At 39.7% G+C, this 13113-nt stretch carries 11 protein-coding genes and 1 pseudogene; all 12 read left to right on the plus strand.

What is annotated here, in order from left to right:
• Positions 1-57 precede the first annotated feature (57 nt).
• Positions 58-789 (plus strand): annotated as a pseudogene (locus tag LI149_RS11390) (VirD4-like conjugal transfer protein, CD1115 family); the annotation flags it as partial.
• A 189-nt stretch (positions 790-978) separates the two neighbouring features.
• Positions 979-1296 carry a glutamyl-tRNA amidotransferase gene (locus LI149_RS11395; RefSeq protein ID WP_044927371.1) on the plus strand — a complete coding sequence of 106 codons (318 nt, stop codon included), beginning with the start codon at positions 979-981 and terminating at the stop codon, positions 1294-1296.
• A gap of 87 nt (positions 1297-1383) precedes the next feature.
• The gene (locus LI149_RS11400) at positions 1384-2226 is read left to right on the plus strand and encodes a hypothetical protein (RefSeq protein ID WP_172590441.1); all 843 of its coding nucleotides are present in this window, start codon (positions 1384-1386) and stop codon (positions 2224-2226) included.
• A 4-nt stretch (positions 2227-2230) separates the two neighbouring features.
• Complete coding sequence (locus LI149_RS11405; protein WP_007884639.1) at positions 2231-2662, plus strand: DUF4313 domain-containing protein; 432 nt, start codon at positions 2231-2233, stop codon at positions 2660-2662.
• A gap of 3 nt (positions 2663-2665) precedes the next feature.
• Positions 2666-3106 (plus strand): PrgI family protein, encoded by a 441-nt coding sequence (locus tag LI149_RS11410; RefSeq protein ID WP_007884640.1) that lies wholly within the window; start codon positions 2666-2668, stop codon positions 3104-3106.
• Positions 3093-5429, plus strand: a complete 2337-nt coding sequence (locus LI149_RS11415; RefSeq protein ID WP_007884641.1) for a VirB4-like conjugal transfer ATPase, CD1110 family — start codon at positions 3093-3095, stop codon at positions 5427-5429. Before LI149_RS11410 ends, LI149_RS11415 begins: the two co-directional genes overlap by 14 nt.
• On the plus strand, positions 5429-5779 hold the full coding sequence (locus tag LI149_RS11420; protein ID WP_006426970.1) for a hypothetical protein: 351 nt from the start codon (positions 5429-5431) through the stop codon (positions 5777-5779). Before LI149_RS11415 ends, LI149_RS11420 begins: the two co-directional genes overlap by 1 nt.
• 29 nt (positions 5780-5808) lie before the next feature.
• Entirely contained in the window at positions 5809-7500 is a 1692-nt protein-coding gene (locus LI149_RS11425; protein WP_161143790.1) for a lysozyme family protein, read from the plus strand.
• A 170-nt stretch (positions 7501-7670) separates the two neighbouring features.
• Entirely contained in the window at positions 7671-9932 is a 2262-nt protein-coding gene (locus LI149_RS11430; protein WP_007884642.1) for a glycoside hydrolase domain-containing protein, read from the plus strand.
• 80 nt (positions 9933-10012) lie between these two features.
• Positions 10013-10573, plus strand: coding sequence for a hypothetical protein (locus LI149_RS11435; protein ID WP_006426967.1), 561 nt, complete (start codon positions 10013-10015; stop codon positions 10571-10573).
• Between the two features lie 403 nt (positions 10574-10976).
• The gene (locus tag LI149_RS11440; RefSeq protein ID WP_173686834.1) at positions 10977-11690 is read left to right on the plus strand and encodes a LytTR family DNA-binding domain-containing protein; all 714 of its coding nucleotides are present in this window, start codon (positions 10977-10979) and stop codon (positions 11688-11690) included.
• The gene (locus LI149_RS11445) at positions 11687-12961 is read left to right on the plus strand and encodes a sensor histidine kinase (protein ID WP_055215245.1); all 1275 of its coding nucleotides are present in this window, start codon (positions 11687-11689) and stop codon (positions 12959-12961) included. Before LI149_RS11440 ends, LI149_RS11445 begins: the two co-directional genes overlap by 4 nt.
• The last annotated feature ends 152 nt before the right edge of the window (positions 12962-13113 follow it).

Below are 13113 nucleotides of genomic sequence, written 5' to 3' on the forward strand. Positions count from 1 at the left end.
TGAGGAAGTCCGCAAAATGTAACTTCTTTTTGAATTTGATGAAAAAGTCCTTGACAATTTGTCTCTGGAAAGACCGCAAAGTCTATTTTGATATCGGTTGGTGTCCGTCTGGCAGCGTTCAATCTGAAACAAATCGCCAACCTGACCTGTACGGACGAACTGGACTTATACAGTATTGGGGAGAAAAAAGTAGCACTGTTTTGCTGTATTCCGGATGCAGACACCAGCATGAATTATCTGGTCGGCATGATTTACAGTAATCTGTTTCAGACACTGTATTATGTGGCAGATCGGAAGTACGGAGGAAGGCTTCCGATTCCGGTACACTGCATTATGGATGAATGGCCAAACGTAGCCTTGCCGGATGATTTTGACAAGATTCTGGCAACCATGCGTTCCAGAGGGATTTCCTGCAGTATCATCATCCAGAACATTGCACAGATGAAAGCCTTATTTAAAGACTCGTATGAGAGTCTGATCGGCAACTGCGATGAATTTTTATATCTGGGTGGAAATGAAAAAGAAGGACATAAGTATGTCTCGGAATTATTGGGAAAAGAGACATTGGATACCAATACCTACGGACAGACAAAAGGGCGTAGCGGCAGCTATTCGGTGAATTATCAGCAGACAGGAAGGGAACTTTTAACACCGGATGAAATACGGCTTTTAGATAACCGCAAAGCGATTTTGTTTATTCGTGGGGAGCGTCCGATCATGGACGATAAATATGATTTAAAAAAGCATGTGAATTTCAGATACACAGAGGACGGTGGTGCATCGCCTTATGATTATGCGAAAACACCACTGGCTCACGACGACCTAAAGATTGACATTAACAGATTAGACGATTACGAACTGCTGTCTACCGAGGACATCCTTGGTGAATAGCAGTTTTTTGATGGATTGGAGTGATGTGTATTGAAGAAACTTCTCACAGGAGAAAAAAATAGAACAAAAAAGAATACAACTGAAAAAATGATAACCCCGATGCCGATGGGGAGAAAACAGAAAAAGTGGATGAGCCTTTATATGGCACTGGTACTGACCGTAACGGTTGGAGCAACGACCGCATTCGCAGCCGGAGATCCGTTGTCCGTTATCAATAACCTGTCTACCTTTATTTTTTCTCTGATTCGTGCGATCGGTTTGATTTTGCTTGGATTTGGTGTTGTGCAGGTTGGTCTGTCTTTAAAAAGCCATGATCCAAGCCAGAGGGCAAATGGATTTCTGACACTGGCCGGAGGGGTAATTATTACGTTCGCCAAAGAAATCCTCGATTTGATTATGGCGTAAGCCTCTTTGAAAAAATATATCAGGAAACAGCAGGAGTGCCGGAAGGTACTCCTGTATTCAAAAATATGTTTAAGGAGGTGAGAGTTTTTGAGTGATAACTGGATTGTACAGAATCTAAACTCAGCACTATCCACATGGAGTGAAAAGATGGCAGAACTGTGGACTCTGCTGACCGAAAATCCGGCAACTTTTAAGGGCGGCGGCATCTGGCGGATTATGGTAAATATTAATGATGCACTGACAGCCATTGCTTATGGATTACTGGTATTATTTTTCGCAGCCGGAATCATTAAAACGTGTGGCAGTTTTACAGATCTGAAAAAGCCGGAACATGTGCTAAAAGCATTTATCCGGTTTGCACTTGCTCAGGGAGCAATTACATACGGGATGGAACTTATGCAGGCACTGTTTTCCATTGTGCAGGGAATCGTGACAACCGTAATGAGTGGCTCCAGTATGGCAGGAAGCGTGACGGAACTGCCAACGGAGATTGTAGATAAGATTGAGAGCGTGGGAATGCTGGAATCCATTCCGTTGTGGATTGTTACACTGCTTGGCAGTCTGCTGATCACTGTATTGTCATTTGTAATGATCCTGACAGTGTATGGCAGAATGTTCAAAATCTATATGTATACGGCAATCGCCCCGATTCCGATTTCCTCATTTGCAGGAGAACCCACGCAGTCCATTGGAAAGAACTTTATCCGTTCTTATGTAGGCGTATGTCTGGAAGGGGCAATTATTGCACTGGCATGTATTATCTTTTCTGCTTATGCAGCAAGCCCTCCGGCTGTCGGAGATACGGAGTTGAGTGCAGTTACAATCGTGTGGAACTATGTCGGAGAACTGGTATTTAATTTACTGGTGCTGGTTGGAGCAATTAAGGCATCTGACCGTATTGTCAGAGAAATGATGGGACTTGGAGGTTAAAAATATGGATATAAAGAAAACATTAAGATATAACTGGGAATTTGGACGTGAGACAGTAGCAATACGAGTGAGCTCTTATCGGAACAATGGAAATTTATATGTAGGACTCTGCCATAAGGAAGGGAGAGAATGGGAAGATTTTGGAGATGTAACCATTAATCTGCCCTATCAGTTCTTAGAGCCAAATGAGGCTTTTATAACAGGAGATTTTACCAAGGATATGCTTCATTTTATCAAGGAACATAAACTAGGAAAAGTGTTGAATGAAACAGGAAGATCAGGATATGCAACCTATCAGAAGGTAGCGTTTGATCTAGCAAGACTTGCGGAATTTGATCCGGAAGGCGTTGCAGAACACTGTAGATTTGCCGGGATAGAAGTACCGAAAGAAAAACCACAGAAAACGAAGAAACAAAGCAGAGGAAAGGAGCGATAAGTTATGGAAGTCAAGATGAATAAAGAAATCCGGGACTATCAGGAATCCATGTTTATGGGACTGGACCTGAGACAATGTGTGTGTTCTGTTCTTGCGATTCTTACAGCAATCGGAATTTACTTTGGAATGCGTGAAATTACCGGACAGGAAATAACCGGATGGCTGTGTGTGCTTGGTGCTACTCCATTTGCTGCCTGTGGCTTTTTCAAATATCATGGTATGACAGCCGAACAGTTTTTATGGGCAGTGATCAAATCCGAATTGCTGTATCCGAAGAAACTGGTGTTTCAGTCGGAAGATATCCACTACTCCTGCATGCAGGAGACCATCTCGCTGGGAGAAAAGAATCAAAAGGATGGAGCGGAAATCATAAAAGAGCGGGAGCAAAGAGCAGAAGCAAAACAGAGAAAGAAACGCAAGGGAAGGAGTGATGCCTTTGATTAAAACCTTAAGTCAGGCACTTCGGATGGATAAGGAACGCTTCAAAGTTCCGAAATCAGTCCAACAGGCAATTCCCATCCAGCGAATCTGGCCGGATGGAATTTTTCAACAGGGAACGAAATTCTCAAAAACATATCGTTTTACAGATATCAACTATTATATTGCGAGTAAGGACAATAAGACAGAAATGTTTCTGGATTATTCCGAACTCTTAAATTCACTGGATTCCGGCATTTCTGCCAAAATTACCATCAATAACCGGAGAATCAATAAAGAAGAATTTGAAAAATCAATCCTGCTTCCAATGAAGGAAGATGGACTGGACCACTATCGGGAAGAATACAACGAAATGCTCCTGTCTAAGATTACAGGAACAAACAACAGCATCTATCAGGAACGGTATCTGACTGTCAGTGTACATAAAAGATCGATTGACGATGCAAGAACCTATTTTGCACGTATCGGAACAGACATCGTAACACATCTGGCAAAGTTATCGTCCACAGCAGAAGGACTGGACGCAGAGAGCCGGCTCCAGATTTTCAGGGACTTCTTCAAGGGAGATGTCCCACAGGCATTTCCGTTTGATCTGAAACAATTTGCCAAGAAGGGAACAAGTTTCAAGGACTGGATGTGTCCGGATTCTATGGAATTTGAACGTGACCATTTTAAAATCGGTGACAGGTACGGAAGAGTCCTGTATATGCAGGATTATGCAAGTTATGTTAAAGATGACATGATTTCAGAACTGTGTGACTTCAGCCGGAATCTGATATTGTCGATTGATATCCTGCCAGTCCCTACGGATGAAGCGGTAAGGGAAATCCAGAACCGACTGCTTGGTGTGGAAACCAACGTGACCAACTGGCAGAGAAGGCAGAACGCTAATAATAACTTCTCGGCAATCGTACCATACGATATGGAACTTCAGAGAAAAGAAACCAAGGAAATGCTCGATGATCTGACAACCAGAGACCAGCGTATGATGTTCGGAATTTTGACAATGGTACATCTGGCAGACAGTAAAAAACAGTTGGATTCCGATACGGAATTATTATTGTCGATAGCAAGAAAGCATCTGTGCCAGATGGCAACATTAAAGTGGCAGCAAGTGGACGGACTCAATACAGTGCTTCCTTACGGACTGCGAAAGATCAATGCCCTGCGTACATTGACAACGGAATCAACGGCTGTTTTAATCCCGTTCCATACACAGGAAATCCTGCAGCCGGGCGGTATCTATTATGGGCAGAATGCAGTCAGCAAGAACCTTCTGGTAGCCGACCGGAAGAAACTGATGAATGGAAACAGTTTCCGGTTGGGCGTCAGTGGATCAGGAAAGAGCTTTTCGGCAAAAGAAGAGATTGTGCATCTGGCATTGAGTACCGATGACGATATCCTGATTCTTGATCCGGAGTCCGAATTCACAAAATTAGTAGAGGCTCTGGGTGGACAGGTTGTAAAAGTATCTGCGACATCAGACAATCACCTGAATGCAATGGATATGGACGCAGCCTACGGCAATGAAAAGAATCCACTGATTGAAAAATCGGAGTTTATTCTGTCTGTATTTGAACAGTTGGTTGGAGCAGGAAACCTGTCAGCAAAAGAAAAGTCAATCCTGGACCGCTGTGCTGCAGATGTGTACCGGGATTATATCCGAAGTGGTTATACCGGAGAAGTTCCGACATTGAAAGATATGTACCGACAGTTGATGTTACAGCCGGAAGAAGAGGCAAGGGGACTTGCACTGTCATCCGAACTTTTTATCAATGGAAGCCTGAACACCTTTGCACAGCCGACCAATGTGAATAAGAAGAACAGGATCATGGATTATGATATCCGGGAACTGGGGGAACAGCTTATGCCACTGGGAATGCTGGTTACCTTAGACAGTATTTTCAACAGGGTAATTCAGAACTGGAAAGAAGGAAAAACGACATGGATATTTGCCGATGAGTTCTATCTGTTATTCCGCTATGAATACAGTGCAAATTTCTTCTACCGACTGTACAAGAGAATCAGAAAATACAATGGATTCGTGACAGGTTTAACCCAAAATGTTGAGGAACTTCTGAAATCGGACACTGCAAGACTGATGTTGGCAAACAGTGAGTTTTTGATTCTTTTGAATCAGGCAAGTACAGACAGGGAAGAATTGGCAGCTCTTTTGAATATTTCCGAAAACCAACTGTCCTATATTACAAATGTATCGGTTGGCAGTGGCCTAATCCGTTGCTCTGGGAATATCGTACCATTTGAGAATACGTTCCCAAAGAATACAGACCTTTATAAACTAATGACAACAAAACCGGGAGAATCATAATGAAGAAAAAAGAAGAAGTAACGATAACTTTTTATGCTGCAGAGTGCGGTGAGTTCCATGATTTAGGAGAATATACAAAATGCAGAACGCTGGAAGAGGCATATAAAAAGTACCAGAAATATTGTAGAACATCTGCCAATATGTGTCCGGCTATTGAGTTTTCTATTCATGATCCAGAATCAATTTATTCAGACATGGAATATCCATTACCGTTGTCATCAAAAGACAGGGGAGACTTGGAACTTGTGCCATATTACAACGAACATCCACTGGTAAATGAGGCAATCAGACAGGTGGAGCAGTTGCAGAAACAGCAGGAAAAAAAGAAACATCGGGATGTTGCCCGATGAGATAAGAGATACGGAAAGAGGGTGACCGGATGAAAGATATCAAGGAACGGGTAAGGGATAAGAATCCGAAGATTCGAAATCCGGCTGCCCGACTTCCGAAAGAACTGGTTCGCTCAGCGGTTCTGGAAGCAAAAGAAAAGCCAAGGGAACTACATGAAAAAAGCAGTGGGCAGTCAGAATCCCCAACACAGTATGGAACTGAAAAAATAGAATCCGTACAGTACAGAGCGGCGAGTGTGGCAGGAAAAAGTATAGGGAAAACCACATATCAAGGTGGAAAAAAACTTGCTGGAGTGACCTACAGGAAGATAAAGGAAAGAAAAAGCAGACAGGAAGAAGCGAAAGCTGCCGAAGAAGCAATGGAGCAGGGGGCAGAAAGCGGAAAGAAATTAATCAAGTTGAAACCGGAGCAGGCAGCACTTGCCAAGGAGAATGGTAAACGGCAGGTGAAAGCAGCACCGAGAGTGGTAAAAGTATCCGGTCTGTCTCAAGAAAAAATAAAGACACAGGCATCCATGCAGAAACAGCAGATGGAAAAAAGTCTTCAGGCGATGCAGAAAGCAAGAGCAGCCCAGATGGCAAGAAAGTCAGCACAGGCATCGGCAGAAAGTGGAAAAGCAGTCCTTCAGGTAACAGGAAAAGGCTCAAAGTTATCCGTACAGGGAATTACAGCAGCGATTCAAAAAGGGGTAGTAGCTCTTGAAAAAATGGGAAAATGGATTGCTGCCGGAGGCGGTGCATTTCTTCTGGTATTTATTCTGATTGCAGGAATCATTGCAGGAGCAGCCTTCAGCAGTAGTTCGGAAAACTCCGAATCTCTAAGTGATGAGGTGCTGGCTTATACTTCGGTGATACAGCAGTACGCATCCCAATATGGCATTCCGGAATATGTGTCTGCGATACAGGCGATTATGATGCAGGAATCCGGGGGAAGAGGAACAGATCCGATGCAGTGTTCGGAAAGTCCGTACAATACAAGGTTTTCACACAGCCCCGGTTCTATTACCGATCCGAATTATTCGATAGAGGTGGGAGTACAGACCTTTGCAGACTGTATCAGTCAGGCAGGATGTAGCAGCCCACAGGATATGGACAAGTTAAAACTTGCATGGCAGGGATATAACTATGGAAACGGGTACATAGGATGGGCATTGCAAAGAGGCGGATACACAGAAGCCAATGCTTTACAATTTTCACAGGAGCAGGCAGCTTCGCATGGATGGAGCAGCTATGGAGATCCCGAATACGTTCCCCATGTGATGCGGTATTATTCCGGTGGCAGCCTGTTTGCTGGTTTGTTTGGAAGTCAGCAGATTGTATCGGTAGCAATGGGGCAGATCGGGAACAGCGGTGGCCAGAAGTTCTGGAGCTGGTATGGATTTGACAGTCATGTAGAATGGTGTGCTTGTTTCGTGTCATGGTGTGCCGATCAAAGTGGCTTAATCGAAAGTGGAAAAGTTCCGAAGTTCTCATTGTGTAGTTCCGGTGTTACCTGGTTTCAGGGAAAGAACAAATGGCAGAGTGGTGGAACAACTCCATCAGCCGGAATGATTATTTTCTTCGACTGGGATCATGATGGAAATTCGGACCATGTAGGAATCGTGGAAAAATGTGAAGGTGGAAGAGTCTACACAGTGGAAGGAAACTCCAGTGATCAGGTGCGACAGAGGAACTATGCGGTGGATTATGCCTCAATCATGGGATATGGGGTGATAAATTGATGGTTTCTTTCATAATTTGTTAAGGATTTTATAAGGAAGTTAATGAATGCTTTGGAAAATAGTCACAAAATAGGCACAGTTGATTGATAAATTGTTATTGTAACTTTTAGTGATAGACATATAAAGAGTTAGAAATCTTTATAATTGACTTGAATTAGGAGGTAGTGAATATGAGTGATCAGAATGTAAAAGCAGCACAAAAATATTTAAATGCGATGTTTGGTGGACATAAGGATTGGGTAAAACTGGATGAAGATGGAAAGACCGGAACAGCCGTGATGCAGGGAATCATTCGTGCATTTCAGATTCAGAATGGAATCTCAACGATTACAGGAACGGTTGGACCACTTACTATTAATACCATGAAGAAGTTAGCCATTATTACAAAAATGGATCCGAATGATACTCCGCAGGTTAATGTATGCTTGATTCAGTGTGCTCTGTTTTGCAAAGGATATGCTGCTGGAGGAATTACTGGAATTTATTATACATCAGGAGTAAATGCAGTTAAAAAGATGCAGGAAAATGCAGGACTGGAAGTTACGGGCAAAATTGATTGGAAAGTTTGGTCTGGATTGTTATCCCTAAACTGGTTTACAAAGGTTTCTGGTGGGGATTCCAATATTGTTCTTATTCAACAGCAATTAAATAGTGACTGGTCAGATGTTATTGGTGTTGGACCTTGTGATGGAATTGCCTCAAGACAGACAATTTTGTCTTTAGTTGGTGCATTGCAGGCGGCTGAAGGAGTTACAACTGAATTAATTACAGATTTGAATTCAGTTAATTTTGGCGATGCAACAACAAATGCGTTTCCGGGTACATTACAGAACGGACAGAACTCGACGAAATATGTTCCATTTAATAAGATTGCTCAATACGGACTATATTTTAACGGATATAATCCGGGAAGATTCGATGGCGTGTTTGATTCGACTACAGAGTCAAAGGTGTCAGAATTTCAGGAGTTTTATGGTCTGACAGGAATTGGACTTGTAACAAAAGGAAAAGTAAATGTTTCTACTATGAAATCATTGCTTACGAGTAAAGGCGATACAAACAGGGCAGCAAAAGCGTGTGACTGTGCAACAGTATTAAATAAACAACAGGCATTAGATATAAAAAATGCAGGGTATACTCATGTAGGACGTTATCTGACAGGTTCTGTTGGAAAAGAACATACACCGAAATATTTGACATCAACAGAAGTGAAAAACATTGAAAATGCAGGATTATCGGTATTCCCGATATATCAGGATGGAGGATATGAATTAAACTATTTTAAGGATCCGTCCCAGGGAAGTGTTGATGCACAGACAGCAATTTTAGCAGCCGAGAGAATCGGTATACCAAGTGGAACGACTATATACTTTGCAGTGGATTTTGATTGTTATTCATATCAGATTGATACATTTATTATACCTTATTTTGAACAGATTCACATGATCTTTTTCAGTTCGACAAATGATAAAAATTATAAAGTCGGCATTTATGCACCAAGATATGTATGTACTAAAGTTTATGAAGCAGGATTGGCAAGTAAATCATTTGTGGCAGATATGTCAACTGGATTTAGCTGTAATTTGGGATATTCGATGCCGAAGAACTGGGCATTTGATCAATTTTGTGAGTTGAACTCATTTTCTTCATCACCTTCGTTCCCACTGGATAAAGATGCATATTCAGGGAGAGATACTGGATTTAAAAAGTTCGATGCCGTATCGACAAAAACAGATGAGGAAATAGCGCAAGAAAATCTTCGGGCAAAGGTAAAAATAGCACGAAATCAATATGTCTATAATGTAATGGAGCCGCTTGGTTATCTGAATAAAATTATGGATGTGGGTGTGGAGTATGATAAGGAAATTTCACTGGGAACAATGATGAGTCCTCAAGGAGCAATTGATATTTCTACTAAAATATCCACATCGCTTGAAAGTTCAACTGGTAAAATTTATAATATAAAAGTGGATATAGGAAATGATGGAGAATTGACACAAACTTGCAAAAATCAAATTATGGAGATTTCATCAAATTTATCAGATACAGGTATAGAGGGAGCAGATAACTTTGGAAATACGATAGAAAAAATTGCTTTATCGGTTAAATCTGGTAATATTGCTTTTGAAATAAATAATGTTTTTGCCAATAGTGTAGAGTTTTCCATTGTATTTAGTACATCAGATTTGCTGCCAGAAGAGGAAAAAGAGTGGACAATATCGGTTGCTTTGATTTTTACAATGACATTAAATTCTAATAGTGGTCTTGAATTTAATGTTGTAGAATTCACAAAAGAGCATAGTAATATACTGGCAGGAGCCGTAATATTAGTTCTTGCGGGTGCATTAGTTGTAAATGCAATTCCGTCAATTATTGCTTTATTTTCAGCTGGAGCAGGTACTGTTTTTGGTTTGTTGATTCAAGCGCTGTAAATTGTAAAAGAATAAAAGAGACAATGGCCAGAGGTTCGATTTTATAAAGAGGACCTCTGGCAAAAGGGGGATTAAGAAGAATGCATATTAAATCAATTGTGTCAGATGAGGATAGGGAAGAATTAGAAAGAATGCTTTCGCTTGGGTTTATAATTCCTAATCAATTATTTAAAACAAGACAGAAAAGTAGAATGATTATCTATATTTTTACACCTGTAGAATTTTTACTGTCGATTAATTGTTATCTGTCGGAAAGTTATTTGATGTTTGGAATAGGGATTGGAACTTGTGTGGCTTGTGTGGCTTGGATTATTTGGTATCAAATGATTGGTAAAAATTTTGAAAAAAATGTTCATGAATTTGTCTGGGGTAGATCAGGATATGAAACGGTGGATATCGATGAAAACGCAATTAAAATAGATGAAGATCAAATTTATGAATTTAAAAATATTGATAGAATGTTCTTATATAAAAACTTCTTTTTTTTCATAACAAATGAAAAGAAAATATTTATATTTAAAACGACAGATATGGAGTCGGATGAACTTATAAAAATTATTAAAACAACAGGGATTTTATTTGAAAAAAAAGAAAAACCATTTAATATTTATAAGTATTGTAAAAAAGGAAAAAGTTTTTAAAAATAAGCAGAGGATGGTGGATTTATCATCCTTTTAGAGAAGAGCATGTATTTTAAAGGGAATCTGGTTTTGCAGGTTCCCTTTTTGCCATCAAAAACGTTGATGTTTTATCAAATGACGCTAAAAATAAAAAGAATAATGCAGGGGGTGACATTATTAGTTATCGCTGTAATATTTGGATAAAATATAAATAAAACATAAAAAATATAAATAAATTATAAAATGGCGACAGTTTTTTCTTGTTCAAGTGTTTATTATATAGAGGACAAAATAAGACAGCAAAGGAAGTGGTGCTGTTGCATCGGAAAAATGACACAAAATTAGTGATGTCCATTCGGGAAAAGAATTGAAGGGGATTCTTTTCCCCATTTGTCGTGTTACGAAAGACTGAGGGTAAGAAAATATGCTAGAACTTGCAATCTGTGATGATGACATCATCCTATGTAATTGGTTAGAACAGAAGCTGCTCCATTATGGGAAAGCGAATGACTGTCAGATATCTATAGAAATATACTATTCTGCGGAGCAGCTTCTTAACAGGCTGGAAGAAGAATCCTACGATATGTTATTCCTTGATATTTGTCTGGAACATGAGAATGGAATTGATATCGGAACGGAGATACGAAAGAAAAATTATGGAAAAGAACTGCGGATTACCTATATTTCAACATATCAGGAATATGCTATGAAATTATTCCGTATTCATCCATTTGATTTTCTTGTAAAGCCAATCCGAGAGGAAGAACTTTTCTGGGTGATAGGTGAATTACGGGAACTGTTAAAAGAACGGAAGAAAATATTTGAATATACGGATACAAAAGGAATCCACAAGATTTCTTATGACAAGATCCTGTATTTTTATAGTCTGGGAAAAAGAGTACATATCGTGACATCGGAAAAAGAATATGAATATCGAGGAAAATTAAAGGATGTAGCGGATGTAACAGAAGAATATTTCTTACTGATTCACAAGTCCTATCTCATCAATATGGAACACGTGGAGCATTACGAATATGACAACGTGGTTATGAAAGACAAGACACGTCTCAGTATCAGTAAAGCAAATCGCAAGAAGGTCAGGGAAAGACTATTACAAACGGAGAAGAAAAGATTATGAATATCCATTTGATCACTTATCTGACAAGTAAATTATTCTGGATTTATACTGTGTTCCGTTACAATACCATCCTGTATCCAAAAAATGAGGATACACAAAAGCTATTTGCATATTTTTGTGCATATCTGCTTTCATGCTGGGGAAGCATGCAGTGGGGAACGATGTACGGAGATCTGATCTTTGAGCTGATAGCTCTGTTAATTATAACAGTGGCATATCAGGCAGACTGGCAACATCATGTCTGGAATACACTTATGGTATATATTATGGGAATTTTATGTGATGGGATTCCAATCGTGTTCTTTCAACGGTATGCGGTAGCAAGAAATCCGGTGCATCATCACATGGGACCGGGAACTATTGTAATGGGAAATTTTATATTCTTTTTACTGGAAGTCATTATTGAAAGAAAAGTAGGTGTAAAGAGAAGTTATTATATAAAGAACCGTCATTGGCTTGCTATGCTTTCTGTCCCGGTGATCAGCATTATAGTCTGTATCAGGATATTGCTGCCAGACAGAAGAGGTGTGCGGTCTACGATTGTATTATTCTTACTGTTTATCAATGTGTTTATTTTCTATCTGCACGATGAGGTTCAGAAAAGTTATATTGAAACAGCAAAACAGGAAGAGATGAAAATTCAGATGAGCCAGTATGCAAAAGAACTGGAGATGATGATGAAATCACAGGACAGGCTGAATAAGATACATCATGATTACAAGCACCATCTTACAACAATAGGGGCAATGGCAAAAACGGGAGGAAATGAAGAGATTCTATCGTATCTGAAACAAATGGAGAATATAGCCGGAACAGCCTTATGTCATCATTTATATACAGAAAACCGTAATATGAATAATCTGCTGAATTATATTTTGGAAGATTCGAAATCAGTAATTGAAAATCCGGAGATTTCTGTAGAAATACCGAATCATATAGGGGAAGAATTATTTGATATAAGTATAATAGTGGGAAATCTTATGGATAATGCTATTCGTGGGACAGCAGCTTCAGATGAAAGGAGATTATCGTTTCAGATGTATTATGGAAAAGGAATCATGAATATCCAGATTGAGAATAGCATAAAAGATACACCAAAAGTGCGGAATGGAATTTATCTGACAACGAAAAGCAGGAAAGAAGGACATGGAATAGGATTACAAAATGTGAAACTCGTAGTAGAAAAATATCATGGTCAGATGGAGATCTGCCATACGGAGAAATCCTTTCAAGTGAAAATATTATTATATATGAAATTAGATGAAAAATAGTAAGGCGATGGTGTCTTACTATTTTTTTCGACCGATTTCGTCTATTTTTGCCACCTCAAGGGGCATTTTTACCATTTATGAAAATTTTGTGATTTTTTAGATTATAGTAGTGCCAAAGTCAGAAAAAAGGAGGGTAGCGGTTATTTTGTAAA

Source organism: Dorea sp. 210702-DFI.3.17 (genome assembly GCF_020560825.1).
Lineage (GTDB): Bacteria > Bacillota > Clostridia > Lachnospirales > Lachnospiraceae > Dorea > Dorea formicigenerans.